26 protein-coding genes are annotated in these 25,116 nt (G+C 57.1%); 15 read left to right on the forward strand and 11 right to left on the reverse strand.

Annotated elements, in window-relative coordinates; all coding sequences use genetic code 11:
* Positions 1–31 precede the first annotated feature (31 nt).
* Together C5Y96_RS04510 and thiC are read left to right on the forward strand one after the other, a co-directional pair.
* Positions 32–1,381 (forward strand): hypothetical protein, encoded by a 1,350-nt coding sequence (locus tag C5Y96_RS04510; protein WP_105350332.1) that lies wholly within the window; start codon positions 32–34, stop codon positions 1,379–1,381.
* 174 nt (positions 1,382–1,555) lie between these two features.
* Positions 1,556–2,893, forward strand: coding sequence for a phosphomethylpyrimidine synthase ThiC (thiC, locus tag C5Y96_RS04515; RefSeq protein ID WP_105350334.1), 1,338 nt, complete (start codon positions 1,556–1,558; stop codon positions 2,891–2,893).
* 495 nt (positions 2,894–3,388) lie between these two features.
* Here thiC and C5Y96_RS04520 read toward each other — a convergent pair whose 3' ends face one another.
* Entirely contained in the window at positions 3,389–4,363 is a 975-nt protein-coding gene (locus C5Y96_RS04520) for a hypothetical protein (protein ID WP_105350336.1), read from the reverse strand.
* Between the two features lie 453 nt (positions 4,364–4,816).
* Here C5Y96_RS04520 and C5Y96_RS04525 point away from each other — a divergent pair, with 453 nt between their 5' ends.
* The 4 genes from C5Y96_RS04525 (at position 4,817) to C5Y96_RS04540 (ending at position 8,620) form a co-directional block, all read left to right on the forward strand.
* Positions 4,817–5,605, forward strand: a complete 789-nt coding sequence (locus tag C5Y96_RS04525; RefSeq protein WP_105350337.1) for a class I SAM-dependent methyltransferase — start codon at positions 4,817–4,819, stop codon at positions 5,603–5,605.
* 119 nt (positions 5,606–5,724) lie between these two features.
* On the forward strand, positions 5,725–7,056 hold the full coding sequence (locus C5Y96_RS04530) for an MFS transporter (RefSeq protein WP_105350339.1): 1,332 nt from the start codon (positions 5,725–5,727) through the stop codon (positions 7,054–7,056).
* Positions 7,056–7,664 carry an SIS domain-containing protein gene (locus tag C5Y96_RS04535; protein ID WP_105350341.1) on the forward strand — a complete coding sequence of 203 codons (609 nt, stop codon included), beginning with the start codon at positions 7,056–7,058 and terminating at the stop codon, positions 7,662–7,664. Before C5Y96_RS04530 ends, C5Y96_RS04535 begins: the two co-directional genes overlap by 1 nt.
* Positions 7,661–8,620, forward strand: a complete 960-nt coding sequence (locus C5Y96_RS04540) for an ROK family protein (RefSeq protein WP_105350343.1) — start codon at positions 7,661–7,663, stop codon at positions 8,618–8,620. The genes C5Y96_RS04535 and C5Y96_RS04540 overlap by 4 nt, the downstream gene beginning before the upstream one ends.
* Positions 8,621–8,651: 31 nt before the next feature.
* Here C5Y96_RS04540 and C5Y96_RS04545 read toward each other — a convergent pair whose 3' ends face one another.
* The 3 genes from C5Y96_RS04545 to C5Y96_RS04555 all read right to left on the reverse strand — a co-directional run bounded on the left by C5Y96_RS04545 (position 8,652) and on the right by C5Y96_RS04555 (position 10,995).
* Positions 8,652–9,011: a hypothetical protein gene (locus C5Y96_RS04545; protein WP_105350345.1), complete on the reverse strand. Its 360-nt coding sequence runs from the start codon at positions 9,009–9,011 to the stop codon at positions 8,652–8,654.
* Between the two features lie 4 nt (positions 9,012–9,015).
* Complete coding sequence (locus tag C5Y96_RS04550) at positions 9,016–9,339, reverse strand: hypothetical protein (RefSeq protein ID WP_105350347.1); 324 nt, start codon at positions 9,337–9,339, stop codon at positions 9,016–9,018.
* A 276-nt stretch (positions 9,340–9,615) separates the two neighbouring features.
* Positions 9,616–10,995 (reverse strand): sulfatase, encoded by a 1,380-nt coding sequence (locus C5Y96_RS04555; RefSeq protein WP_105350349.1) that lies wholly within the window; start codon positions 10,993–10,995, stop codon positions 9,616–9,618.
* Positions 10,996–11,446: 451 nt separating this feature from the next.
* Here C5Y96_RS04555 and C5Y96_RS04560 point away from each other — a divergent pair, with 451 nt between their 5' ends.
* Both C5Y96_RS04560 and C5Y96_RS04565 read left to right on the forward strand, forming a co-directional pair.
* Positions 11,447–12,403, forward strand: coding sequence for a DUF1559 domain-containing protein (locus tag C5Y96_RS04560; RefSeq protein WP_105350927.1), 957 nt, complete (start codon positions 11,447–11,449; stop codon positions 12,401–12,403).
* Between the two features lie 56 nt (positions 12,404–12,459).
* Positions 12,460–12,936, forward strand: a complete 477-nt coding sequence (locus C5Y96_RS04565) for a hypothetical protein (protein ID WP_105350351.1) — start codon at positions 12,460–12,462, stop codon at positions 12,934–12,936.
* Positions 12,937–13,047: 111 nt separating this feature from the next.
* Here C5Y96_RS04565 and ubiG read toward each other — a convergent pair whose 3' ends face one another.
* Together ubiG and C5Y96_RS04575 are read right to left on the reverse strand one after the other, a co-directional pair.
* Complete coding sequence (gene ubiG / locus C5Y96_RS04570; RefSeq protein WP_105350353.1) at positions 13,048–13,842, reverse strand: bifunctional 2-polyprenyl-6-hydroxyphenol methylase/3-demethylubiquinol 3-O-methyltransferase UbiG; 795 nt, start codon at positions 13,840–13,842, stop codon at positions 13,048–13,050.
* Between the two features lie 56 nt (positions 13,843–13,898).
* Entirely contained in the window at positions 13,899–15,143 is a 1,245-nt protein-coding gene (locus C5Y96_RS04575) for an FAD-dependent oxidoreductase (RefSeq protein WP_105350355.1), read from the reverse strand.
* A 244-nt stretch (positions 15,144–15,387) separates the two neighbouring features.
* On the opposite strand from C5Y96_RS04575, the gene C5Y96_RS04580 reads away from it, so the two are divergent.
* Positions 15,388–16,860 (forward strand): sulfatase, encoded by a 1,473-nt coding sequence (locus C5Y96_RS04580; RefSeq protein WP_105350357.1) that lies wholly within the window; start codon positions 15,388–15,390, stop codon positions 16,858–16,860.
* A 74-nt stretch (positions 16,861–16,934) separates the two neighbouring features.
* On the opposite strand, the gene C5Y96_RS04585 is transcribed toward C5Y96_RS04580, so the two are convergent.
* The 5 genes from C5Y96_RS04585 to C5Y96_RS04605 all read right to left on the reverse strand — a co-directional run bounded on the left by C5Y96_RS04585 (position 16,935) and on the right by C5Y96_RS04605 (position 21,200).
* Positions 16,935–17,690, reverse strand: coding sequence for a DUF1080 domain-containing protein (locus C5Y96_RS04585; RefSeq protein ID WP_105350359.1), 756 nt, complete (start codon positions 17,688–17,690; stop codon positions 16,935–16,937).
* Positions 17,691–17,835: 145 nt separating this feature from the next.
* Positions 17,836–18,630 carry a 4-hydroxy-tetrahydrodipicolinate reductase gene (gene dapB / locus C5Y96_RS04590; protein WP_105350361.1) on the reverse strand — a complete coding sequence of 265 codons (795 nt, stop codon included), beginning with the start codon at positions 18,628–18,630 and terminating at the stop codon, positions 17,836–17,838.
* Positions 18,631–18,864: 234 nt separating this feature from the next.
* Entirely contained in the window at positions 18,865–20,265 is a 1,401-nt protein-coding gene (gene thrC, locus C5Y96_RS04595) for a threonine synthase (RefSeq protein WP_105350363.1), read from the reverse strand.
* Between the two features lie 206 nt (positions 20,266–20,471).
* Positions 20,472–20,675 (reverse strand): hypothetical protein, encoded by a 204-nt coding sequence (locus tag C5Y96_RS04600; RefSeq protein WP_105350365.1) that lies wholly within the window; start codon positions 20,673–20,675, stop codon positions 20,472–20,474.
* A 324-nt stretch (positions 20,676–20,999) separates the two neighbouring features.
* Positions 21,000–21,200, reverse strand: coding sequence for a hypothetical protein (locus C5Y96_RS04605; RefSeq protein WP_105350367.1), 201 nt, complete (start codon positions 21,198–21,200; stop codon positions 21,000–21,002).
* 238 nt (positions 21,201–21,438) lie between these two features.
* On the opposite strand from C5Y96_RS04605, the gene C5Y96_RS04610 reads away from it, so the two are divergent.
* The 6 genes from C5Y96_RS04610 (at position 21,439) to gatC (ending at position 25,105) form a co-directional block, all read left to right on the forward strand.
* The gene (locus tag C5Y96_RS04610) at positions 21,439–21,849 is read left to right on the forward strand and encodes a TraR/DksA family transcriptional regulator (RefSeq protein WP_105350368.1); all 411 of its coding nucleotides are present in this window, start codon (positions 21,439–21,441) and stop codon (positions 21,847–21,849) included.
* On the forward strand, positions 21,782–22,384 hold the full coding sequence (gene lspA, locus C5Y96_RS04615) for a signal peptidase II (RefSeq protein ID WP_105350370.1): 603 nt from the start codon (positions 21,782–21,784) through the stop codon (positions 22,382–22,384). Before C5Y96_RS04610 ends, lspA begins: the two co-directional genes overlap by 68 nt.
* A gap of 541 nt (positions 22,385–22,925) precedes the next feature.
* Entirely contained in the window at positions 22,926–23,414 is a 489-nt protein-coding gene (locus C5Y96_RS04620; RefSeq protein ID WP_105350372.1) for an RrF2 family transcriptional regulator, read from the forward strand.
* A gap of 104 nt (positions 23,415–23,518) precedes the next feature.
* Positions 23,519–24,337, forward strand: a complete 819-nt coding sequence (gene hisN, locus C5Y96_RS04625; RefSeq protein WP_233198780.1) for a histidinol-phosphatase — start codon at positions 23,519–23,521, stop codon at positions 24,335–24,337.
* 100 nt (positions 24,338–24,437) lie between these two features.
* Positions 24,438–24,713 carry a 50S ribosomal protein L28 gene (rpmB, locus tag C5Y96_RS04630; RefSeq protein WP_105350374.1) on the forward strand — a complete coding sequence of 92 codons (276 nt, stop codon included), beginning with the start codon at positions 24,438–24,440 and terminating at the stop codon, positions 24,711–24,713.
* Between the two features lie 98 nt (positions 24,714–24,811).
* Entirely contained in the window at positions 24,812–25,105 is a 294-nt protein-coding gene (gene gatC / locus C5Y96_RS04635; RefSeq protein WP_105350376.1) for an Asp-tRNA(Asn)/Glu-tRNA(Gln) amidotransferase subunit GatC, read from the forward strand.
* The last annotated feature ends 11 nt before the right edge of the window (positions 25,106–25,116 follow it).

The following is a 25,116-nucleotide window of genomic DNA, read 5'->3' on the forward strand; positions in this document are numbered from 1 at the left end:
GTGTACGAAGTTGGATCCCTATCGAGATTTCATGATGGAGCGAATCGTCGCACTTTTGATCGCGGTTATGTTATCGAGCGTGCTTGTGGCCGAGGACCGCACGCCAGATCCGCAGGCCGGGTACGATCACCTGATCAATACGCCGTATCTGCCGCCGTACTTCGATCAGGAGACCTTCGACAATGTCTGGAAGGTATGGCCGAAGGCATTGCGGGACGAGGCCGAACAAGCCGATGCCGACACGCGGCGACGCATGGCGTTCGAGCGGTACGGTCTGACGGGCCGGCCTGAGGACCCGACCAAGCCGCTGCAATATGTGGTCGATCCAAAAGGGAACTGGACGCTCAACTGTTTCTCGTGTCACGGCGGGCAGGTCGATGGGAAGACGATTCCCGGTTTGCCGAACAATCGGTTCGACTTCGCCGGGATCACCGACGAGATTCGCCTGGCCAAGGCCCTGCTGGGAAAGAAGCTGGTCCCAACCGATTACAGCTCGCTCGTCTTCCCGATGGGGAACAATAAAGGAACAACCAACGCGGTGAACTTTGGCGTGGCGCTGCTTTCGCTGCGCGACGCCGATTTGAACTTCGTGCCGGGTGCCAGCTTTCCGAAGATGCTGCATCACGATATGGAACCTCCGCCGTGGTGGCATTTCGCCAAGAAGGAAAACATCTACCTCGATGGCTTCGCCCCCAAGGGGCATCGGGGGCTCTTGCAGTTCACGCTCGTGAGGGATAACAAGGCCAAAGCGTTTCGCGATCGGGAAGAGGACTTCCGCGATGTGTACGCTTACTTGAGTTCGCTCGCAGCTCCCAAGTACCCAGGCCCAGTCGACCAGGCGAAAGCAGACAAAGGCCGGATCGTTTTCACCAGTCACTGTAGTGAGTGTCACGGCACCTACGGCGACAAAGCCGAGTACCCCGAACGTATGGTCCCGATCGACGAGGTGAAGACCGATCGGGCCCGCTTGGATTCGCTGACGCCAGCCCACCGCGAAGGGTACGGCCAAAGCTGGTTCAATACTTATGGCGAGCAAAAAGGACTGATCGCCGATCCCGCCGGTTACGTGGCACCACCGCTGGATGGTGTGTGGGCTTCGGCTCCTTATCTGCATAACGGATCGGTGCCGACACTGTGGCATCTGCTGCATCCTGACAAACGGCCCCCGGTTTGGCGGTGGAAGGACCTGGACTATGACCACCAACATATGGGCATTTCGGTCGAAGTACTTAATGAGGTGCCAAGCGGGCTGTCATCCATCGACAAACGTGAAGTCTTTGATACGTCGCGCTTTGGTAAGAGTGCTGCGGGGCACGACTTCCCCAATGTGCTGGATGAACGGGAAAAAGAGGACCTCCTCGAGTATCTGAAAACCCTCTGATTTTCGGGCGAAAACAGGCCACTTGCCCCCTGGATGGCCCCTCTACCAGATTGACACGGTAGGGGGACTCGATACCATGAAACTCTGAGCGAAAGCCTTTAAAAATTCAGCGGTTACGACCAAAACCGCGTCACACGAAACAGGCCGGCGGCCTGAACGAGGATTCTAAATTTCATGTCGACGCAACTGCTTGCAGCGAAAGAGGGGACGATCACCCCGGAAATGGAGTATGTGGCCAAGCGGGAGAACATCTCTCCTGAGTTGGTGCGGGACGAAGTCGCCGCCGGTCGCATGGTGATCCCAGCGAACAAGGTTCACCTTCAAGGGGTTCTCGAGCCGATGGGTATCGGCCTGGCCGCCAAGTGCAAGATCAACGCCAACATCGGCAACAGTGCCGTGACGAGCGATCTGACCGGCGAACTCAACAAGTTGCACGTCGCCGTGCATCATGGTGCCGATACCGTGATGGATCTTTCGACCGGAAAGAACATCGACGAAATCCGCGCTCAGATCATCGAAAAGAGCCCAGTTCCCATCGGTACGGTTCCCATGTACCAGATGTTGGAAAACCTGGGCGGCAATATCGAAGACATGACGCCGCAGCACTTCCTGGATATGGTCGAGCATCAGGCCAAGCAGGGGGTCGACTACATGACCATCCACTGCGGCATTCTGCTCGAACATCTGCACCTGACGACTAACCGCGTGACCGGTATCGTCAGCCGCGGCGGTTCGCTGATCGCCAAGTGGATGATGGCTCATCGCAAGCAAAACCCGCTGTACACCAGCTTTGACGATCTGTGCGACATCATGCGTCAGTACGACGTAACCTGGAGCCTGGGCGATAGCCTGCGTCCTGGTTCGCTGGCCGATGCTTCGGACGACGCCCAGTTCTCGGAACTCGACGTTCTGGGTGAGCTGACCAAACGTGGTCGTGCCAACGGAACGCAGGTCATGGTCGAAGGACCAGGCCACGTGCCGATGGATCAGATCGAAATGAACATGAAGCGTCAGCAGGAAGTCTGCGACGGTGCTCCGTTCTACGTGCTCGGTCCACTGGTGACGGACATTGCCCCAGGCTACGACCACATCACCAGCGCGATCGGCGCGGCCCTTGCTGGCTGGCACGGTGCAGCGATGCTGTGCTACGTCACCCCGAAGGAACACTTGGGTCTGCCGGAAGCGGAAGACGTCAAGCAAGGGGTGATCGCCTACAAGATCGCCGCCCACGCCGCCGACGTCGCACGTCATCGTCCCGGTGCTCGCGATCGTGACGACGCATTGAGCAAGGCCCGCTTCGCGTTCGACTGGAACGAACAGTTCCGTCTGTCGCTCGATCCGGAAACGGCCCAGGCGTACCACGATCAAACCTTGCCGCAAGACACCTTCAAGAGCGCCCACTTCTGCAGCATGTGCGGTCCGAAGTACTGCAGCATGAAGATCACCGAGGAAATCCGCGCGATGGCCTCGCAAGACGAACTGATCGCCTTGCAGACCGACAAGGGTTCTTAATCCCTCGGCCCACGCAGCAAGCACGCCCAAGCCAACTTGGGCGTGGTGTTTTGGTGGGCTGCTGGGTTTCGTGCCCGGTGTTACCTAGCGGATCACAAACTCGCCCCGGCGGGGAGAGAGTTAGGGTGAGGGGTGTTTCGCCAGCAGACATTCCAATGGAAAACGTCGGACGCGAACAGCGCAGCCAGTCGCACCAGACACAACGCTAACCCGCGGCCTTTGAGATGGAGATCGCATTTGCTGCGGTCCATTATGGCAACGCCATGTGCGCGCGCAATCTTCTTCTCGCCAGCCCCAAAGGGGCGACCGTTCATAGCCAGGGGTGGAAACCCCTGGAAAGCGATCTCATTAAACACATCTTAAGCCCTGAAAGGGCGGTCGAACCGGTGCGCGCACACTCGGCCGCCCCCTTGGGGCTTAGGACTCGATGTTGGTGGCACGGGTACCAGGGGCTGCCGCCCCTGGCTATTAACGGTCGCTCCGTTGGAGCTGACATTAGCCTGGCGGGCCGCGTTCGTTGGCGTGAGGCGTTTCGTGTTTAAACTCGACGGTCGGCTCGTCGATCGACTTGGCAGATGACGCGTAAACCAACTCGCCAGATGAAACGTTGCTCAACGTTTCGGACGACACACCAGACGATTCCCCGGGTGCCAAGCCCAAGTCTGCTTGGGCGTGCGGAGCGCCGGTTGGCAGTTCGCTCGCATTACATGTCGGGGCGCTCACATTCGCTTCACTTAACAAACGTGTTGCCGTTAGCGCTGGTTGTCGTGGTTGCGTTTGGAAGGGCAGGAGTTCCGGGTTCAACTCGAACAACTCTTGTTCCAGCCGATCCAGCTCGGCCTGCTTCGCGCAGATTTCTCCCTGCAATTGCCGGTCCAGCTTCTGCAATCGGTAATAGGTCCACGCGTAGAGCCGCGCCAACTCGTACGTCCAGGCCTCTTCGGGCGGGCGTTTCATGCGCCGCAGTTGCCATTCCCGTTCGCGCGTGTTGTCGTCGCGTTCGCGCGGTGCTCGGTACGCAGGCGGTTTCCGCGGTTTCTTGGCCTGGGGGACGACCCAGGGAGGTCGCATGTCGGGGAACTGGTGGGCGGCGACCTCGGGGTCGATCGGTTCGACGAGCGGGTCGGCCCGGTACGTTAGCCGGTTGGGGTCTGGCACGTAGACGAACGGCTCAGGCGGCGGTTCTTCCTCTTGCGGAGGTTTGTGATCGCCTCGTTCTTCGGCCTCTTGCCGGGCAATCATTTCTTCCAAGGCCGCGCACGTTCGCCGCGGGTCTCCTTTGGGAGAGACGCGGACCTGGTTGGCCTGTTGGAAGATGGTCATCTCTTCGATCGGGCGATCGGGGATGACCATCAGGACTTCACCACAGCAGGGGCAGATGATGCGGTTCCCATCGCGCACGGCAACCTGCGGAGTCTGGCTGTGATGGCCGGCTCCGGGGGGTTCAGGTTGGGGGTCGGGATGGGACATTTTTCTTGTGGGTTGGGTGGAAATGGTGTTCGCACGCCCAAGAAGACTTGAGGGTGTCCGATAATTCAAATCGTATAAACCCCCGAGAAAATGGGCATACCAGAAGCACTCTAGCGACGGGTTCAACCAATAGGAAACTCGCTGATTGCTAAACGGCTATACAGTATGCTTTTTCCGGAATTGAATTATCGGACACCCTCAAGAAGACTTGGGCGTGGCACCCGGGGAGTTGTGTGAGACTCGCGGGGTCCCCCTAAGATATATGAACATGTGTATACATGTCAAATATTTGTCTGAAATATTTTTCAGGGCTTGTCTTGCTGAGGAATTCCTCTTGCTTCGCATGATTCGATCCCCATACTTTGCTTCCTGAAGTGTGTCGGCTGTCGGTGTTGGAGCACGGATTGGCATGCACGGTTTCCGCCAGGAGGCGATCACAGATGGAACGAGGCGATGGCAAAACCTGGAGAACTGACCTACTTTCGCGACCTTGATGAGAAAGGGGCCACGCGGCTGGCGAACAAGCCGTTCTCGCCCGATTATCGGGGGCGGCATCTGAGCGACATCGGCATGATGCGGAACTTGCTGCCTGATCCACCGGCGCGGCTGCTCGATTTGGGATGTGGCAACGGGTGGACGTCCTGCTTTTTTGCCCTGATGGGTTACGACGTGGTGGGGCAGGATATCGCCCCGGACATGATTCAGGCCGCTGCGGAAAATCAGCGGCGATTCGATGCCTCGTCGGTTCGCTTTGTCGTGAGTGATTACGAGTCGCTCGACTTTCAGGATGAATTCGACGCGGCCTGCTTCTACGATTCGCTGCACCATGCCGAGGATGAAAGCCTGGCGCTTAGGACCGTCTTTCGCGCGCTGAAACCAGGAGGGGTTCTCGTGACGCATGAGCCTGGCCAGGGGCATGCGGTGGCCGAGATCTCGCTTCAAGCGGTGCAGAAGTACGGTGTGACCGAGAAGGATATGCCGGCGCGGCACATCATCGACCTGGCGACCGAGATTGGATTTTCGTCGGCTCGGTGTCTGCCGTTTGCCAGCGAGATTGTCGATAGCTTGAAGTTTCAAAAGGGACGTCCACTGCAGTCCAGCAAGCAGGGATTGTGGGGGTGGATCGAGCGAATTCAGCGCGACTTGCGCGCAGGTCGGCAGCGGCGGCGTACCAAGCAACGTGTCGGGCGATTGATCGATCATTCGCTCGTAGCTGGCGGAATCACCGTGCTGACCAAGTAATGTGGCAGCACTAGCACGCGGAAAAACTTTGGGAAAATTAACCAGGGTGGGGCGATTTCATCGCGTTTTCTGTAGGCACTCGCCTAGGACGAATTCGCGATAGTGTTGATAATGCTCTCATGGACGCCCCTTCGAATCCCTACCAGTCGCCTACCGGTGGTGCAACTGACGATACGATCCCTGATCGTCTCGCTGGTGATCCGTCTTTCTGGGGGACGACCGCGACGCAGTTCTTTGGTGCGTTCAACGACAACATCTTCAAACAGTTGCTGCTATTGGTAGCAGTGAACCAGGCTCTGCAAAGTAGTGGCGATGCCGACTATCAGGGGCTGGCCATGGTGGTCTTCGCGGCACCGTTTGTGCTGTTTGCCGGGCCAACAGGTTTTCTGGCAGATAAATATAGTAAGACGTCGATCATTCGCATCTCGAAGGTGCTTGAGATCGTGGCGATGGCGCTTGGGGTGGCGGCGTTCTATTGGTACGACCAACTGGGCATGGCAGGGCTGATGGTGGTGCTGGCGTTCATGGGCTTTCAAAGCACGCTCTTCGCACCGGCCAAGTATGGCATTCTGCCAGAGCTGTTTCATGGACGCGATCTGCCGAAGGTAAACGGCGTGTTCCTGATGACCACCTTCCTGGCGATCATCTTCGGCACGGTGCTCGCCGGCATCTTGCGTGACTCGCTACCAGGCAACTTGTGGATGGCTTCGCTGGTGTGTGTGGTGGTGGCTATCGTGGGAACGCTGACGACCATTCCTATTCGCCGCACCCATCGAGCTACGCCGGAGGCGAAGTTCACGCTCCAGGCGATCGGCATTCCCAAGAAGACGCGGCAACTGTTCATGCAGGATCGTGCGATCTTGAAGGCGCTGTTGGCCTCGTGCATGTTCTGGCTATGTGCCGGCATTGTGCAGCAAGCGGTCAACTCGCTGGGTAAAGTGCAACTGGAGCTAAGCGACACGCAAACCAGCTGGCTCGGCGGAGCGATTGGTTTGGGGATCGGGCTGGGCTGCATGCTGGCCGGTTTGCTTTCGAGCGGCAAGATCGAGTTTCGCCTGGTGCAGATTGGTGCCTGGGGCATTTTGTTTTGCCTGGCATTGATGGCCACCCCTGGCGGGTACCATGGTCACCTGCTGGGTTTGTGGGGCAGCTTGCCGGTGCTGGTATTGATGGGGATATTCACCGGGATGTTTTCGGTTCCGATTCAGGTTTACTTGCAAGCGAAAGCCCCGGAAGACCAGAAAGGGCAGGTCATCGCCGAGATGTCCCGCGCGAATTGGCTGGCCATCTTCCTGTCGGGGTTCTTGTATTCGGTCTTCGATCAGGTTCTGATCTGGGGAGACTGGAAACGTTGTTATTTGTTTGGATTCACCCTACTCATTATGCTTCCGGTGGCGTTGTTTTATCACCCGCACTCGGAATCGCTCGAATCGGATAAGGATACTCAGTAATGCTCGGAGCATCGCTCGACATCGCGGCCTATATCGATCGCTTCAAGGCCGAACTCGACAAGCTGGATCAGGCTCAGATCAAGAAGTGGGCCGACCTGGTTTACGAAGCGTACGAAAATGGCAAGTTCGTTTACATCTTCGGCAACGGCGGCAGCGGCTGTAATGCCAGCCACATGGCCGAAGACTTCGGCAAGAGCTCGCTTCGCGAAAGTGACCTGGGTGACGAATCGCTGCGACGCTTGAAGGTACTGAGTCTGACTGACAACGCCGGCTGGATCATGGCCGTGGGTAACGACATCGGCTACGACCAGATCTTCCTGCAGCAGGTGATGAACTACGGTCAGGAAGGGGACGTCGTGCTGGCGATCAGCGGCAGCGGTAATAGCGACAACGTCCTCAAGGCGGTCGACTGGTCCAATCGTCACGGTCTGAAGACGTTGGGCCTGACCGGTTACGGCGGCGGCAAGCTGCGTGACCTGGCACACCATAGTTTCCACGTACCGCTGGATGACATGGGAATGGTCGAAAGCATTCACCTGGCCATTTTCCACTGGGTGCTTAACGATGTCTTTGCCCGCATCAACGATGAAGGCCGCTACGCAAAATGAAAGTCGTAGGCGTAGAGATCGGCGGCACCAAGCTGCAGGCCACCCTGGCCGATTCCGCATCGCTGGAAGTGATTGGTTCGCTGCGCGAGACGATCGTCCCGGCCAAGGGTGCCCAGGGGATTCGCCATCAGCTGGAAGCGATGATTCGTTCGCTTCAGGCTACGCATGTAATCGATGCAATGGGCATCGGGTTTGGTGGCCCCTTGGACGCGAAGACCGGGACGATCACCACAAGCCACCAGGTTAGCGGCTGGGATCAATTCCCGCTGGCGCACTGGTGCCGCGATCAGTTTGGGATTCCGACCGTCATTCGCAACGACTGCGACACGGCCGCGCTGGCCGAAGCGACCCTGGGTGCCGGCAAGGGAAAGCAGAGCTCGTTCTATGTGACCGTGGGCAGCGGAATCGGCGGCGGGTATGTTGTCGACGGGCAACTGATGGGGACTGGTCGGCCCGCGTTTGCCGAGATCGGTCACCTGCGTCCCGGCGTGCTGAACACCGAAGCGGCGAACACGGTTGAAGCGGAATCTTCCGGCTTCGGCATCACGAGCCAGGTTCGCTATATCCTGCATGGGATCGGCAGCGAAGAGCAAGGGGACGACTACTGGGAACTGGTGAACGCGTGCGACGGCAACCTCGACGCACTCACCACGCAAAACATTGCCGAGGCCGCTACCCGCGGCAACGGTATTGCGTGTGTGGTATTAGCCGAAGCAGTCGAGACGCTCGGTTGGGCTATTGGCCAGATGATCACGCTGATGGCACCGGAAGTGGTGGTGATCGGCGGCGGTGTTTCGCTGATGCCGGAAGGACTCTTTCTGAGCCCACTCAAGGAAAACATCGCCACGTATGTCTTCCCACCGCTGGCCGGCAGCTATGAAATCGTCCGGGCCGAACTCGGCGAAGCGGTCGTCGTGAAAGGGGCACTGCTGCTGGCCAGGCAGTCTCTTGGCTGAAATATAAGTGGTTCCGTCCCGTAGGATGCGTTTACTTCACGTACTTGCCGCGAAACTCTGGCAGGGGATAGTCGACGATCGGTAGATCGAGCCGGGCCAGTTCTCGTAGGCGATCATAGCCGCGGCTGATCAGTTCTTCGCGCTGGCGGACAAAGTCGGGGTCGAGGTTGCGTTTGTCGAAGTCGCCGGGGCAATCGACCGGGGTGAACTTCTCGTGCACGATGAACTGGGCCAGGGCAGGGTTGCAGCGGGTGTGGCGTTCAGGAGTGGTATGTAGCACTTCGGGATCGAGCATGCCGATCACGTAACGCAGGTAGAGGTCGCTTTCAAACAGACGCTCGACCGGCTGGCCGCAGACATCGCACAGATAACCTTCGTCGCACTTGGCCATCGGTTTACCACTTGAAGAATTCGAGGCCGGGGATCTCGCCGGGATCGGCTCCGCGAATGGCCTGGACAAGCAGTTCGCTCGCCTGGTCGCGGGTGACCGGCTTCTGCATCGAGCCGCCACGATCGGCGTCGGGGATGTCGACTTGCAGGTAGTTCTCTTCCCACATGAACTGCAGGATCTGGCCATTGTCGCAGTAGACCCCCAGGAACGAGCCATGCTCCGGCGAGAGTGTCTGCCAGCGGTTGAGGATATCGGCTTCCTGGCCGTCGATCGTCGAACTGGACTCGACGCCTTCTTGCGTAACGCTGTCGAAGTAGAAGTATTTCATCCAAAAACCTGGGGAAGTCGAACATGAAGCGAGAGGGGTTGCCGAGACTGGCCAGCGGATCCGTTATCCACCATGCATTCTAACGTTTTCTGCGTTTCCGGGGGACGTAAGAAGCGGCTTGCTGAAGTCTTGTAACCACGTTCACTTGCTTGTCTTGCCTACGCCAGTGACGCTACAACTCTCATGGAAATGCTCTAGTCAACAAGATACCAACGCGTGCCCGCCTGATCGAGTAAGGCGGGCACAGGGTAACGCTGGAGGTGGTCGAGGCTAAACCTATTTGCCTTTGTTGGTATTGAGTTGCTCAGACAACTGTTGGACGTTTTCTTTCAGCATGGGTCGACCGACGATGTTGGTGTCCTCGGCGTGATCACGCTGGTGGTCGTACAGCATTTTGGCATGCACGCCATCTTTGTTGGAGGAGTACTCGGTGTAACGGAAGTTATCGGTGCGGATGGTATCGCCAGCTCCGAAGCGGCCGATGGCGAACGGCTTGCCGGGGGCGGTCGGATCTTTCAGCAACCGTACGAAGCTTTCGCCCTGGCAGTGCTCTGGCGTGTCGAGCCCGCACAACTCGCACAGGGAAGGGTAGATGTCGACGAACTCGGTCAGGGCCGGGGTCTTCTGGCCGGCGTACTTGCCGGGGACCTTCACGATCAGGGGAGCGTGCATCGAGGTCTCGAAGCAGGAATGCTTGCACCAGAGGGTATGCTCGCCCAGGTTCCAGCCATGATCTCCCCATAGCACGACGATCGTGTTGTCGGCCAGGCCGAGGCGATCGAGTTCGTCGAGCAGTTTGCCGATGTTGGCATCGGTGTAGCTGACACATGCATAGTAACCGCGAATCATGTTGAGGGCCGTTTCATCGCTCACGGGGCCATTCTTCGGAATGCCAGCATAGGCGCGAAGTTCGCCCGAGTTGTGAATCGCGGCGTCGGGTGCATTCTTGGGGCGGTGATACGTTTCAGGGAGCGCGATGGAGTTGGGATCGTACAGATCCCAGTATTTCTTCGGAGCCACAAACGGAAGGTGAGGTTTCAAGAAGCCGACGGCCAGGAAGAACGGCTGGTTCGCCTCTTTCAGTCGTTGAAGGTCTTTGATGGCCTTGTTGGCCAGTTTGCCGTCGTTGTAGAAGTCGTCTTTGACGTCGGCCGATTCGTAGGCGGGACCGCGTCCTTTGGGGGTGGTCTTCGCCGCGGCGAGGCTCTCAGGCAGCTTGTAAGCCGGTCCTTTAGGACGCCATGGCTTTTCGCTCCAACCTTTCTCGTTGTCGGTCATGTGATGAAAGACCTTGCCGTTGGAAATCGTTGTGTACCCGGCATTCTTGAAGTGGGTATTCAGCGTAGTGATGTTTGGCACTTCTTCTTCGGCCGAAGCAAGGTGCGTCACGAAGCGTTTGGGGGCGGGGCGAATGCTGGTCATCAAAGCGGCCCGCGAGGCTCCGCAGGTCGGAACCATGCAATAAGCACGCTCGAAGACGGTACCCTGCGACGCCAGGCGATCGATATTCGGTGAATGAATATGCGACTTCCCGTAACAGCCCAGTTCAGGACGTAGGTCATCGACCGCAATAAACAACACGTTGGGGCGGTCGGCTGCCTGAAGAGTGGTGATTGAGAATAGGGATAGCAGTAGGAAGAGAGTTGCACGAAACATAAGGGGGGAATTCCGTTACAGAGGCAAGAGGTACGGGGAGTAGCGGTTTGCCATTCATTCTTTTCACGACAGACGAAACTTTGCAACATTTCGGGAAAGATTCGTGGCAAAGTTCTGAGTGTCGACCGGAGTTTTTGCGACAAAGCACCCGTAAATTATACATGTAAATTACTAAGGCATGTATGAATAAAGTTTCATTGGGCTATCTCTTGCCCGTTGCTATTCTGATGAAATCACTTGACGCGGTAAGCGAGATTAAAGGGCAGGTCAGCCTCCTTGTCTATGAGTAATCTTCACTTTCTCGCCGCTCAGAGAGATGTCGCCATTTCGGCATGTTTTCCTTTTTCCTTTTTTCGCCTGGGACTTATTACGAGTCCTAATGAACCCCGGTACTAAGCGCCTCATAACTTAGTCAGGGGATCTGCCTCCTTCTTTTCAAAGGTTTCAAGTCATGTGCAAAGCCTCTTGCCGTTTGTTTGGACGTCTTCAGCGACGTGGTTTTACTTTGGTCGAACTGTTGGTGGTGATCGCCATCATCGGTGTTTTGATTGCATTGTTGTTGCCGGCCGTTCAACAAGCCCGTGAGGCCGCTCGCCGGATGCAATGCACCAACCAGCAAAAGCAACTCGCCTTGGCGATGCACAATCATCACGATACGTACGGTAAGCTGCCGGCCGGTAGCTACAACAATGCCTCTTGGGGACGCGATTCCTACTCGTGGTACTGCTACATCCTGCCGTTCATTGAAGAAAACGCGATGTACGAAGAGCTGAACCTGTCCAACAAGATCAACGGTGGTTCTTCGGTTCGCAGCTATGCTCGGATGCAACTGCTGGATGCGATGCTGTGTCCTTCAGACGACTCGAAGATTCAGGAAGTGGGGGCCGACGACTGGCAGAACTCGCTGCACAACTATGTTGTTTGCTACGGCGACTCGAACTTCAACTCAGGCACCCCTTGGAACGTGGTCGATGGCTACGCCGGCAAGGCGGGCATGTTCGTCCCTGAAAAAGCAGCCGGTCTGCGTGATTGCACCGATGGTCTTTCCAACACGCTGTTGTTCTCGGAAATCATTACCCCGTCGGAAGAGGATTACTGGAGCAGCGTCGGGCGTGCTCAGGTCGCCATGGGTGCCGGTTTCACGACTTACCTCACCCCGAATGCCGATGCGAACGATCGAACCAACCGCTGCCACTTGAACCTGGGTGGTTCGCTAGGGCAGAAATGCACGCAGCATGCCGACTGGGACTGGGGAGCCAACGTGGTCGCTCCGCGCAGCTGGCACCCTGGTGGTGTGAACGTGGCCCTGACCGATGGTTCGGTTCGTTTTGTCGCCGAAACGGTTAACTTGACGGTCTGGCGTGGACTAGGTACTCGCAGTGGTGGTGAAGTTCTGGCCGATTACTAATCGGCTGGGAAACTTCGATCCCAACAACGTCTTTAATAAACGGGAGATTAAACATCATGGCGATAACCTCATCTCGCAGCCTGATGTGCTCAGCACTACTGGTCATCGTTGCCCTGGTTGGGTGCAACGGTGACGGCAAATTGTCGATCGATGGCACGGCAACCTGGAACGGGCAACCGATCCAGAAAGGGTACATCGAACTGCAGCCGGTCGGCGACGGGCACTTTGCCAGTGCCGAGATCGTGGATGGCAAGTTCCGTCTGCAAACGACGCCTGGTAAGCGGTTGGTGAAAGTAACTGCCGAAAAGAAAATTGGTGAAACGCCCCCCACCGATCGCATTCCGGAAGCGAAGCCGATCATGTTCCAGTTTGTACCGCCGAAGTTTAATTCGGAATCGACACTCGAGATGGACATCACGGCTTCCAATCCGACGTTGGAGGTGGCCTTGGAAGGAAGCGAACTGCAGCCCAAGAGTGGGCTCTCGACGGAAGACAAGCGGAGGATGAATTTGCAGGCAGGCGGTCGTCGTTAAGCTTGCCTGGTTAATGCAAACGACGCGAACCTAAGCGGGTTCGAGAAGTTCACCACGATTTGGCAGAAACGTGGGGGATTTCTCGGCCCGCTTTTTTATGGCCAGCACGGCTCACACTTTGGTGGCGTAACCCATGTACGAACAGGCCATGTCACGGGTGCGGATGGTCTTCATCTGGTCGGCAAATCCGCGGAAGTCGATCTTGCCGGTCTTCAGGCGGCGCAGTTCGCGGACGACACGAATGCCGTTGATGTTCGGTCCCATGCCGATAAAGTCTTGCGCGGCCATGCCGTTGTTTTGGAACAGCGTTTCCAATTCCTTCGGGCGAACGAACATCCGCCAATCGTGAAGGTTCTCGGGGATGTACGACGTCAACGACCACTCCTGGGCGATCTTAATGTAGAACAGCCAACTGATGAACGTTCGGTTGACGGTATCGAAGCAATAGACACCATCCGGTTTCAATGCACGCGACGCGTCGGCGATGACCTGTTCGATATCTTGGACGTGTTCCAGAACATCGCAGCAGCAGATCACGTCGAACGAGGCGTCGTCGCAAGGCAGGTTCTCGGCGTAGCCCACATGGTAGGTGATATCGAGGCCCGACTGGGCGGCGTGTGCCCGGGCAACTTCGATCGATTCGGCCGAAGGATCGACGCCAACCACTTCGCAGCCCCGCTTGGCGAACTCCTCGGTCAGGAAGCCACCACCGCAGCCGACATCCAGCACGCGGCAGTTGGCCAGCTTCTTGCCTAGCCGCTGCTCGAGGACTTCCTCGAAATAGTCGAAGCGGCAAGGATTGAGATGGTGCCGCAGCAGGCAAAGCACCGAGTCTTCCGTCCACCACGTATCGGCGATGCGCGAGTAGACTTCGTTATCGATCATGGTGTCAGGCGGAGCAGGCATGCGACAATTCTTTTTGCGAAGGGGATCGTGGTGATGTACGATCCGGCCCAGGTCTCTTACGAGATCGTCTGCTGGGAACTTGCGGCTGCGGGGAGAACGTCTTCCCCGAACATCCGCTGCCGGATTTCTTCCGTTACCGGGCCATCCGGGCCGCTCAAGAGATAGTCGGGCATCCGTGAATGATCTTTGGCCAACAGAGGCAGCACCCGGAACCGAAGTGCGTCCCCCTCTTTGCCACTGGAATAGAACAAACGCTCGAACCAGTGGCTGTAAGTGTGAATAATGTTGAAGTAGTGATCGTGCGTCTCGGCATAACCATGGCCGGCGGCGTCCCAGTCGTCGGTGGCCTTCAACCGATCGGTCAGTTCGCGCACGTCACGCAAGGTGACCGCCATGCCTTGGCCGAACATCGGATCGTTGTTGGCGGCGGCATCTCCGATCAATGCGATCCCGTTCTTGTAGGGATGTGGAATCCAGATATCGTCGGAAGGAAAGCTGGCCAGTGGCGCGACCGCTTCGGAGCCTTCAAACCACTGGGGTTCGGCACCAGAGATGATGCACTGCTCGACGACTTCGTTGACATCCTTCGGACCCTGAAGCCGCGGCCGGGCTGTATTCAGGTAACTGAAATAGACGCGGACGCGCTGGCCACCTTGTGGGAAGAGGGCCACCAGTTGGCTCTGCCGTGTATCGAAGATCGAAACGCTGGTGTCTTGCGGGATGTTCATGCCATCCATCAGCACGCCAGAGAGGATCCGCTCGGGGGGATCGTTCAAGACTTCAAAATCCCCGATCCGCCGACAAGCCGATGTGCGACCGTCGGCACCGATGACGATTCGAGCCTGGACCGTATGCGCGACACCGTCAAGCATGTAGGTGACAGCTGGCTGTGGACCTGTTTGCACATCGCGAGCAACCGCGCCACGCAGCACCGTGGCTCCGGCATCGCTGGCAGCCTGGATCAGCACCTCCTGCATCTGCGGGTGATGAAACGCAAGCTCCGACGATTGGCAACGCGTGGTCGTGGGAAGATGGCGGTGTTCCAGCTTCATCTTCCCGAGATAACCATCGACCCAGGGGACCTCTTGGGCACACGTGTCGAGCAGCAGTTGAAAGATGCCCAGAGTTTTCGCCTCAGGGCTTCCCCACGGGGCCATCGCATCGCCACGGACGCGATCTTTGAACGTTCGATCTTTCTCAAGAACCAGGACACGGGCACCATGCTGGGCCATTGTTTTGGCCAACGTGGCACCGCCCATGCCTCCTCCGATGGTGACGATGTCGTAGCGGTCGGCAATCATTCGAATTTCAGGATGGAGTTCAGGATGCGAGTGAACATGAGGAAAGCGCGAGAATGGGGTTCTTATAAAATACTGGGAAGAATGGGTGGAATCTACCGTTTAGGAGGGTTTTGTTCCCAATTGAAAAGGTATCTTGAGGGTGGCTATTTAAGGAGGGACGGACTTTCCCTTCGTTGACGGCGGCAACTCACTGTTTCAGAATGAAACCCGACTCTTCCCCATTCCAACACGTCGAGATCCCACCATGAAATTTGCCTGCGTCGCTCCTTTGCTTCTGTTGATCTTTGCCGCGGATCTGCTCGCCCAGGGTTCTGTCGATAAGTTGCCCAATATCCTGATGATCGTGACAGACGACATGGGATACGGCGATATGAGCAGCCAGGGAGCGAAAGGGTTCAGCACGCCTAACCTCGACAAACTGGCGGGGCAGGGGACTCGATTCACGAGCTTCTATGTCGCTCAGCCGGTGTGCACGGCCAGTCGTGCGGCGTTCTTGAGTGGCTGTTATCCGAACCGCTTGAGCTTGCAGGGAGCGCTCAATCACACCAGCAAGAATGGGATTCATCCCGAGGAGTATCTGCTGCCAGAGATGCTGAAAGACCTGGGCTATGCGACGGCCGGCATGGGGAAGTGGCACCTGGGAACCGTGATGGAATTCTGGCCGACACGTAACGGCTTCGACGAGTGGTTCGGTACGCCCTATTCCAACGACAACACGAAGTACCACCCGGTGCTGGCCGACGAGATGCCTCCGTTTCCGCTGTACGAAGGAGAGACGGTTATCGAACTCGATCCCGATCAAAGCCAGTTCACCAAACGCATTACCGAGAAGGCCGTTTCGTTCATCGAACGTAACAAGGAACGCCCCTTCTTTTTGTACCTCCCACAGATCATGCCGCACGTGCCGATCTTTGCTTCCGAGCAGTTTAAGGGCAAAACCGAGCACGGCTTGTACGGGGACGTGATTGAAGAGCTCGATTGGTCGGTGGGGGAACTGATGCGAACGCTCGATCGATTGAAGCTGACCGACAATACGATCGTGATCTTCTTCAGCGATAACGGACCGTGGCCCAGCTATGGGGAACATGCCGGCGACGCAGGCCCATTCCGTGAAGGAAAGCTGACTACCTTTGAAGGAGGCGTGCGTGTGCCGTGCATCATGCGCTGGCCTGGGCACATCCCGGCTGGTCGCGTGTGTGCCGAGCCGATCATGTCGATCGACCTGTTACCCACGCTTACCAAGATCGTCGGGGGCCAGATGCCGATGAAGAAGATCGACGGGCTCGACATTTCTGACGTGCTCATCAAGCAAGATGGCAAGACACCGCACGAGGCGTACTTCTTCTTTGGCGGCACGGGGCTTCAGGCCGTTCGCAGTGGGAAGTGGAAACTGCACTTCCCGCATCCTTACATCACCGTCGCTGGCGAGCCCGGCAAAGGTGGTAAGCCTTCGAACTGGGGCAAGAACCCGGCCCAATCGATCACCCAAAGCGGTATCGAAGGGATCGCCAGTCGTCACGGGGGACGTGTCGAGCACATCGAGCTGAGCCTGTTCGATCTGGAAAACGACCCCGGCGAAACGAAGAACCTGGCCAGCCAGTATCCCGAAGTGGTCGAACGGCTGTCGAAATTGGCCGTGCCGGTTCGCAAAGATCTGGGGGACTCGCTGACCGGTGTCGAAGGCACCGGCGTGCGGGAAGCAGGCTGGGTGAAGTAAGGCCCCTTCGAAACAACATTGCCCCGGCAGGAACCGGGGCAATGGGTTATTGAGTCTTGGGCGTGAAGCATGGTTTACTTCTTCGCTTCGGCCAGGATCTTTTTGCCTTCTTCTTCGCTGATCTCGCGAATGAAGATGTTTCGCCAGCGGATCTCGCCGCCGTGGGTTTGCAGCATGATTGGGCCAGTGGCCGGCAGCGGCTTGCTGCGATCCCAGTAGTTTTCCATCACGGCACCGTCGACAACCAGTTTGTCGTTCAGCCAAACCCAGGTCACGTCGCCGATCTGGCGAACACGCACTTCGTTCCATTCACCGAACGGGCGATCGGCCAGCACCAGGGGATCGCGGCCGGGGGCACCGACGGCGTTGTTCCACAAGCTGCCGGAACCGAGGTGACGCTTGATGTCAGGCTGCTTGGGATTGAAGGGAGTGGTGATGTCCCAGATCTGCACCTGAGGCGTACCACGCAGGTAGATCCCGCTGTCGGCCTTGGGAACCGTTTTGTAATCGATCAGCAGTTCGATGTCGCCGTAGTCTTTGTCGGTGGTGGCGTACGGGCCGTGGCCGTCGTTGACGAGCTCGCCATTTTCGACGGTCCAGTGATCGGCGAACTCGGCCCGCTGCTTCTTGTGGTTCTCTTCTTTCGCTTCGCCGGTCAGCTTGGCGGAAGCATGCGGATTCAGGCCGTGCCAGCCGGTCAGGTCTTTGCCATTGAATATCGGCGTGAAACCTTCAGGAGGCTGAGCTTCCGCGGCATTGGTGGAAGCGATAAACGACGCACCAGCCAAGACCAGGCTCAGTACGATCGCGCGGTGAAAGAGACGATTCATGGTGTGCTCCAAAGTAAGGAAGGGTAACTTCGGTGAGGGAAAGAGGATGAGGGTGGAGCACAAGTATAGCCCATCGGAAAGGAGAATGGTCCCCCTTTCCTTTGGGGGCGAAGCATTTAAATCACCGGCACTGTAGGCTTTTTTCTTACAGCCCCAGAACGTCGTTCATGTTGTACAGCCCTGGCTTTTTGCCGGCGGCGAACTTGGCGGCTTGCAGCGCTCCGGTGGCGTAGCAGTCGCGGTTGCTGGCTCGGACGGTCATTTCGATCGTTTCGCCGAGCAGGCCGAAGATGATGGTGTGTTCGCCTGGGTTGTCGCCGGTGCGGATTGCGTGGTAGGCGATTTCGTTGTGGGGCCGGGCCCCGGGACGCCCTTCGCGGCCATGCACGAAGTTGGTAATGCCCATCTTATTGGCGATCAGTTCCCCAAACCGAAGTGCCGTACCGCTGGGGCTGTCTTCCTTGAAGCGATGGTGACGCTCGAGGACTTCGACGTCGGCCCCGCCAGGGATGTCCTTCAATGCTTCGGCGGCGATCTCGCATAGCTTCATGGTCAGGTTGACCGTGGTGCTCATGCTGGGTGCCCAGACGACGGGGATGACCTGGGCGGCTTCGCGGATCTTGGCCTGGTGTTCTTCTTCCAGGCCGGTAGTGGCCATGACCAGCGCGGCCTTGGCATTCACGGCTCGCTCGACCGCGGCATGCGCGCCGGCTGGAACGGAGAAGTCGATGATCGCGGCGTACTCGGCCGCAGTTTCCTCGGCTAGAGTAACGTCGATCTCGCCGATGCCAGCGACGGTGCCGGCGTCTTGGCCGAACTTCGGATGGCCGCTGTATTCAAAGCAGGCCACGATATCGAGGTCCTTGTCTGCACTACCCAAGGCAACCAGGCGTTGCCCCATGCGACCTGCGGCTCCGTTGATGGCGATTCGAGTGGCCATGATTTGCTTCTTTCGTGATGAACGATGTTTTAAGGGATGGGTGCCATGCTCACGACTGCGCGGGCATGCTTTCCATCATGCCCCTCTCCGCTTTCAAAGGGTGAGGGTTGGGAAGCGGGTACCAGGTTCGCCCCCCCTCACCCTATCCCTCTCCCCGCTGGGGCGAGAGGACGAGAAAGCGAAAGAGCATGCCCACGCAGACGTGGGTATGGCACCCGAGATTGTTATGTCCGTTTAGCCGTACAGTTGAATGGCCTGGACGATGTCGTCCATGTCGTTCTTCACGGCGACGGCTCGGTTGGCGAAGGTGGCTCGTTTGACGCCGCGGCTGCCGAGGACCTTGTTGAAGTTTTCCTGGTCGGTCGTGTGGTAGGCGACCGTCGCGGTAGGGTCTTTCAACAGGTGGCCGGTCAGGATGCAGACGACGCGGTCGCTGGGGGCGATGATCCCTTGCTCGCGCAGGATCTTCGCACCGGCCACGCTGGCGGCACTAGCCGGTTCGCAGCCCATACCGCCGGCACCGACCTGGCTTTTGGCGTCCATGATCTCTTGATCGGAAACCTGACGCACGACGCCGTCGCAGTCGTTCAAAGCTCGCAGGCACTTGTGCAAGTTGACCGGGCGATTGATCTCGATGGCACTGGCCAGCGTCGATGCTTTGCGCTGTTCTTCGTCCATCTTCTTATAGTAGTCGCCGATGATCTCGCGCGGGTAGTGGCCATCGTTCCAGCGAACGTTGTGGTTGTTGTAGAGTTGATCGAGCGTATCGGCCCCGCTAGCGTTGATCACGGCCAGGCGCGGGATGCGGCTGATCAGGCCCAACTCTTTCAGTTCGGCGAACGCCTTACCGAAGGCGCTGCTGTTACCGAGGTTACCGCCGGGAACGACGATCCAATCTGGCGGTTCCCACTGCAAAGCTTCCAGCACGCGGAACATGACCGACTTCTGCCCTTCCAGGCGGAAGGGGTTCACGCTGTTGACCAGGTAAATGCCCATGTCTTTGCTGACTTCCTTAACGCGGGCCATCGCGTCGTCGAAGTCGCCGGCGATCTGCAGCGTTAGCGCGCCGTAGTCGAGGGCCTGGGAAAGCTTGCCGTACGAAATCTTACCGCTGCCGATGAAGATGACGGCCTTCATCAGCCGGGTGACGCTACAGTACATGGCCAGCGAGGCACTGGTGTTGCCCGTCGAAGCACACGCGGCACGCTTGGCACCCACCATGCGGGCATGCGTGAACGCGGCGGTCATACCGTTGTCTTTGAAGCTGCCGCTGGGGTTCATCCCTTCGTACTGCAGGTGCAGCTTGCCGGGATCGAGCCCGACGAACTTGCCGACATGGTCGGTCTGCTGCAGCAGCGTTTGCCCTTCGCCCAGGGTGACGATCTGCTCGTCAGTGGCGTAAGGAAATAGCGAGCGGAAACGCCAGACGCCGCTGAAGTTGAGCGGGTTGGTGCGCCGGGCCCAATTGGCTTCGATGTCTTTCCACGTCTTGGGTGGTGCGCAGCGGTCCCAGTCGTAGGCGATATCCAGCAGATCACCGCACTCGGGGCAGGCAACGAGAACTTGGGACAAATCATAGGTCTGGCCGCACTCGGGCGAGATGCAGCGCTGAAAGGCAGCAGGAGTCGTGGTCACGCTTTGAATTGCTTATCGTCAAAGGGTTTTGGGTGGTCACGGGAGACGCGTCGCCGCGCCGCAGTTTGCCCGAATTGTTTGTGCTCACTTGAGTTTAGAACACGGTAGCGATTCTACCGGAGGGGAGTGTCATTAGAAAAGAACGGTTCGCGGGGAAATGACCGTATTGAGTGTGACCAGAGAGCAACTCCGCGCACAAGCGTACGTCAGATGGCGGCGACCCACTGCGGTAACATGATGAAAAGGAGTGTGAAACCCACGCTAAATGCAATGATGAAGAGTTTGCTCGATTTCCAAGCCGAAACAGGAGACTCGGTGGAGGATCCCACGAAGATTACGTCCTGCAAGCGATCAGAAAGGATCGCCAGCAACAGAGTCGTACCGACAAAAACGATGGCGAATTGCAGCATATCGAGGATTCCCCACTTCTAGCAGACCTGGATCGAGAACGCGTTTGCATGCCAATCTTCCCTGGAGCAATCAGCGTGCCTTTCAGTGCTTTCTTTTCCGAGTCTTAAGCTGGAGGAGGAAGGCAGGTTTGGCGGCCAGATTCACGCAGGATTTGTGCAAGAATCAAACAATTCGCCGGGCATTATCGGAATCTAGGCAATGTTCGAGAGGCCAAGTCCGTCGTAAATTGCGACCTTCGTATCACTTTGATTGGGTAGCAATCAGGAATGATTGGAGCCAGGCAAAGTCTTTTCGGACGAAAACAGAAGCTCCAAGTTCGTCGACTAGAGGGACGCGATGATCCACGGCAACGTCGCACAGAGAAGTGTGATAATGCCTCCCACAGCCGCGAGCCCAATTCGCGTGGTGATCTTTGCGAAGGGTTCTTCGCTGGGGGCATGAGGAGCAAAGAGCTCGCGTATTCCGTTGCCAAGAACTGCCAAGAGAATGGCTAAGGCTACCGTTATCAACGTCAGGTGAAGCATGGCAAACGCTCTCCAGACCGAAATTCTCGCGATCCAGGCGTCATGCCATGAAATCCCTCTTTTGGTGAAAATGCATTTTGCGCTTTTTGCGAGAAGAGGTGCAATCCGAAAACTCTACTTAACCCCAAAATTGACGGGATTAAGTTTGACCGTTTCCTAACAAAAGCCGTAAACTGGGAATTCTGCTTATTATCGAGGTGTTTTTGGCAATAACGGGCCCATCAACGCGAGGCGAATCATGGGAAGTACACGCAATAGTAAAGGAGCTTACTCCAAGAGTGAGGCCGAACCTTACCACGAGAAGCTGAAGCTATTGCGCGCCAGAATGGTCGGCGATACGAACTATCTCGCGGATTCTGCGCTGAAGCGGACGCGAAGTGAAGCTGCCGGCGATCTGTCGAAAATGCCCATTCATATGGCCGACATCGGGTCGGATAATTACGAGCAGGAATTCTCTCTGAATCTTCTCGCAGCCGAGCAGGTGACGTTGGCCGAGATCGATTCTGCCCTGGCCAGAATTGAATCAGGCGAGTATGGTGCTTGCGTCGAGTGTGGACAACGCATCAAAAAGTCGCGACTCAATGCCATCCCCTTCACCCACTACTGTATCGACTGTGCCAGCGAGCGAGACCAAGAAAGCCGCGGATAGCCTGGGTGCTGTTCCCGTCAGCCGTTACGTACTTTTCTTTACGCTAGCTGTCGTGGGATGCGGTATCGATCTTTGGAGCAAGTACGCCGTGTTTGCCTGGCTGGGTATGCCGGGGCAGAACCGTTACCACTGGTTCATTGAGCCGTACGTTGGCTTTCAAACTTCGCTCAACGAAGGGGCGCTCTTTGGACTAGGCCAGGGATATACCTCGGTATTTGCGGTGTTTTCCGTAGTGGCCGCGCTGGGTATTTTGTACTGGCTGTTCATTGCTAAAGCAGCGCACGATGCGATTCTGACCACCGCGCTGGGGCTGATTACCGGCGGCATCTTCGGCAACCTGTACGATCGTCTGGGGATTTGGGGACAGCCGGCGGTGCGTGACTTTATTCTCTTTCGTTACAACGATCAGTACGTCTGGCCGAACTTCAATATCGCGGACGCCTTGTTGGTGTGTGGCGCGATTCTGATGCTTTGGCACTCTGTGTTCGCTAGTACTGCCTCCAAAAGCGAGGAAGTCTCTGGCGATCCTTCTTAAACGCCTCAAGCGTCTTTCGCGATCTACGCGACTACCTCTGATTTGCGCATGACAGCGTCGTCCTTTGCGCACCCCGGCTTTTCTACGTCCTCGGCGTATTGCTGAAACAGTTACATCAATGTAAGAGTGTTAGGCATTAGTGCGGCTGCAGAGGGGCATGATTGGCATTTAATCGGGGAGACGGATAATGAATCGATTAAAAATGCCGTTTTTATCTGCCTTTTCTATTGAAACCCCTATGCAATGGGTGTATCTTTCATTTTTACCGCATGTGGGGTGTAAGTAATAAGATTGCCGAAGTGGTGAATTTTTCGCGCTGAAGCCAGTTGTCTTTGTCAGTTGCTCATCCTTCGTCTCTTGGTCCCATTTTTTCTGAGCTGCTTTTGGGGAAGGTTAACTCAGAGCACGTCGCGTCGCGTTAGTTCGTTGGATATCGGGGAAATTACGACGCACATGTTGAACTTCGGCCAGCTTTGATCGAAGCAGTTTTTCACAGATGCGTCCGAACTAAAGTCGTTCCATTTTTCAAGAGGGCAGTGGAATGAAACTTTCGCGAACCGTCGCCTATGCTTTGCAAGCGACCATGCAGTTAGCCGTGTCTGATTCAGACACACCAGTACCATGCAGTCAAATTGCGTCTAAAGGGGACATGCCAGAGCGTTTTTTGCTGCAAGTCCTGCGTAGTTTGGTGAATCACGGAGTGCTGCGTAGCACCCGCGGTGTTGACGGGGGATACATGTTGATTCGATCTCCCGACGAAATCTCGTTGCTTGACGTCATCGAGGCGATTGAAGGTCCTTTGGACTCGAAGTTGCCCCTGCCGGCCGCTCCGGGGGACTTCACGCAACAGAACCTGCAAAAGGCTTTGCAGGAGGTCACCGCGACCGCGCGTCAGCAGTTGGATTCGATCAAGATTTCGCAATTGATCCTAGAGCCGTCGCAGGGAGAGGATGACGAAGACATGGATGTGCCACTGTCGCCCACACGCAGCGAAGCGCTCAGTGGTAGCGTTTCACAGGCAGCGACGTGAATCCATTCTGCGGCTTGATATAGCGTGTGAATGGGTGGATGTGTATTTAGGTTGTGTGAAGCGGTTTCGGGGGCTTGTTCCCCGCGCCAAGCCAATTTATTCTCATGTCCATGAACAACTCACATAGCGATCTCGAAAAGCGTTTGGAAACAGCACGCCGTCTGGCTCGTCTTGCCGGGAAAAGCACGTTGGAGCACTTCCAACGTGCTGATCTCTCCTTCGAAAAGAAGGAAGATGCTTCGCCCGTTACCGTGGCGGACCAAAATGCGGAAAAGATTATCCGCAAAGGGCTTAAGGACGAATTCCCCGACGATGGCATCATCGGGGAAGAGTTTGGTAGTGAAGACGGCACCACCGGCTACAACTGGATCGTCGATCCGATCGACGGGACCAAAGCATTCATCGCTGGGGTTCCTCTGTTCGGCACCATGATTGGGGTCGAAAAGGACGGAAAGTCTCGCCTGGGGGTGGTTTACATTCCAGGGCTAGACGAGATGATCTCGGCCGCTGAAGGCCAGGGAGCGTGGTACGAACGTCCCCATCACGACCCAATTCGGGCTCAGGTGAACAAGACGCCTAAGCTTGCCGACGGGGTGATGGTGACCAGCCAGGTGAGCACGTTCAACAAGCGTAACGCCACGCAGGGCTTTCTTGAGCTTGAAGCAAGGTCTTTTGTCACCAGGACTTGGGGTGATTGCTACGGCTATATGCTGGTAGCCACGGGGCGCGCGGTCTGCATGATCGACCCGATGATGAGCATCTGGGACGCGGCCGCACTTCAGCCGATCATGGAAGAGTCTGGCGGGACGTTCACCAGCTGGACCGGTGAATCGACCATTTACAGCGGCGACGGAATTGGAACCAACGGGCTGGTGCTCGAGGAAATCCTGGAAGTTTGCCGCAACTATCCGATGCCTAAGTAGCTCGGTTCATTTTTCTCGGCACCTTGCGGACCAGGCCGTATCTCGGTAAACTGGTCCGTTTCGTATTAAGCATTGGACGACCGTCTAGGAGTCGCTGGCAATGGCCAACGTGTGTGAAATTTGTGGCAAGGGCCACAGCATGGGCAATAAGGTTACCCTCCGTGGTAAGGCGAAGTACCTGGGCGGTGTCGGTACCAAAATCACGGGCATCACTCGCCGTAAGTTCAAGCCGAACTTGCAGACCGCTAAAGCCGTTATGCCCAATGGCGAACACAAGAAGCTGCGTGTTTGCACCCAGTGCATTCGCAGCGGTTACGTGAAGAAGGTTGTGCGTCATCGCCCCTTCAAGCTGCCTTCGGAAGAACGCGGTCGCTAAGGCCTGCTTCGTCCTTGCTCTTTGTCCGGTCCCCTCGCCCCTGAGGGGAGAGGGTTAGGGTGAGGGGTTCTGTGAAGAGCTAACTCTGGAGAAGTTCGATGTCCTCGCTGACCCGAGAAGAAGTCGAAAAGGTTTCGCTGCTGGCGCGTTTGAGATTGTCGGAGGAAGAGCTTTCGACGATGACCGAGCAGATGAGCCAGATCGTCAGCTACGTCGAGCTTCTCGAAGAAGTCAACACCGACGACGTCGAGCCGATGGCTCACGCGGTCGAGCAGCACAACGTATTTGCTGAAGACGCCGTGCACGAGTCGCTGCCACGCGATGCGGCACTGGCCAATGCCCCCAAGCGGGACGACGAATGCTTCCGCGTTCCGGCCGTTTTGGGCGACTAGGTAGCTGCCGC

The sequence above is a fragment of the Blastopirellula marina genome (assembly GCF_002967715.1).
GTDB lineage: Bacteria > Planctomycetota > Planctomycetia > Pirellulales > Pirellulaceae > Bremerella > Bremerella marina_B.

Bases quoted from the DNA above. Each gene is read 5' to 3' on its own strand.
- thiC (WP_105350334.1), top strand. From the start codon at position 1,556: ATGTCGACGCAACTGCTTGCAGCGAAAGAGGGGACGATCACCCCGGAA.
- C5Y96_RS04610 (WP_105350368.1), top strand. From the start codon at position 21,439: ATGGGAAGTACACGCAATAGTAAAGGAGCTTACTCCAAGAGTGAGGCC.
- C5Y96_RS04550 (WP_105350347.1), bottom strand. From the start codon at position 9,339: ATGAAATACTTCTACTTCGACAGCGTTACGCAAGAAGGCGTCGAGTCC.
- C5Y96_RS04565 (WP_105350351.1), top strand. From the start codon at position 12,460: ATGGCGATAACCTCATCTCGCAGCCTGATGTGCTCAGCACTACTGGTC.
- C5Y96_RS04525 (WP_105350337.1), top strand. From the start codon at position 4,817: ATGGCAAAACCTGGAGAACTGACCTACTTTCGCGACCTTGATGAGAAA.
- C5Y96_RS04620 (WP_105350372.1), top strand. From the start codon at position 22,926: ATGAAACTTTCGCGAACCGTCGCCTATGCTTTGCAAGCGACCATGCAG.
- gatC (WP_105350376.1), top strand. From the start codon at position 24,812: ATGTCCTCGCTGACCCGAGAAGAAGTCGAAAAGGTTTCGCTGCTGGCG.
- lspA (WP_105350370.1), top strand. From the start codon at position 21,782: ATGCCATCCCCTTCACCCACTACTGTATCGACTGTGCCAGCGAGCGAG.
- C5Y96_RS04535 (WP_105350341.1), top strand. From the start codon at position 7,056: ATGCTCGGAGCATCGCTCGACATCGCGGCCTATATCGATCGCTTCAAG.
- ubiG (WP_105350353.1), bottom strand. From the start codon at position 13,842: ATGCCTGCTCCGCCTGACACCATGATCGATAACGAAGTCTACTCGCGC.
- C5Y96_RS04510 (WP_105350332.1), top strand. From the start codon at position 32: ATGATGGAGCGAATCGTCGCACTTTTGATCGCGGTTATGTTATCGAGC.
- C5Y96_RS04600 (WP_105350365.1), bottom strand. From the start codon at position 20,675: ATGCTGCAATTCGCCATCGTTTTTGTCGGTACGACTCTGTTGCTGGCG.
- C5Y96_RS04555 (WP_105350349.1), bottom strand. From the start codon at position 10,995: ATGTTTCGTGCAACTCTCTTCCTACTGCTATCCCTATTCTCAATCACC.
- C5Y96_RS04545 (WP_105350345.1), bottom strand. From the start codon at position 9,011: ATGGCCAAGTGCGACGAAGGTTATCTGTGCGATGTCTGCGGCCAGCCG.
- C5Y96_RS04560 (WP_105350927.1), top strand. From the start codon at position 11,447: ATGTGCAAAGCCTCTTGCCGTTTGTTTGGACGTCTTCAGCGACGTGGT.
- C5Y96_RS04585 (WP_105350359.1), bottom strand. From the start codon at position 17,690: ATGAATCGTCTCTTTCACCGCGCGATCGTACTGAGCCTGGTCTTGGCT.
- C5Y96_RS04580 (WP_105350357.1), top strand. From the start codon at position 15,388: ATGAAATTTGCCTGCGTCGCTCCTTTGCTTCTGTTGATCTTTGCCGCG.
- rpmB (WP_105350374.1), top strand. From the start codon at position 24,438: ATGGCCAACGTGTGTGAAATTTGTGGCAAGGGCCACAGCATGGGCAAT.
- C5Y96_RS04540 (WP_105350343.1), top strand. From the start codon at position 7,661: ATGAAAGTCGTAGGCGTAGAGATCGGCGGCACCAAGCTGCAGGCCACC.
- C5Y96_RS04530 (WP_105350339.1), top strand. From the start codon at position 5,725: ATGGACGCCCCTTCGAATCCCTACCAGTCGCCTACCGGTGGTGCAACT.
- C5Y96_RS04575 (WP_105350355.1), bottom strand. From the start codon at position 15,143: ATGATTGCCGACCGCTACGACATCGTCACCATCGGAGGAGGCATGGGC.
- hisN (WP_233198780.1), top strand. From the start codon at position 23,519: ATGTCCATGAACAACTCACATAGCGATCTCGAAAAGCGTTTGGAAACA.
- dapB (WP_105350361.1), bottom strand. From the start codon at position 18,630: ATGGCCACTCGAATCGCCATCAACGGAGCCGCAGGTCGCATGGGGCAA.
- C5Y96_RS04605 (WP_105350367.1), bottom strand. From the start codon at position 21,200: ATGCTTCACCTGACGTTGATAACGGTAGCCTTAGCCATTCTCTTGGCA.
- C5Y96_RS04520 (WP_105350336.1), bottom strand. From the start codon at position 4,363: ATGTCCCATCCCGACCCCCAACCTGAACCCCCCGGAGCCGGCCATCAC.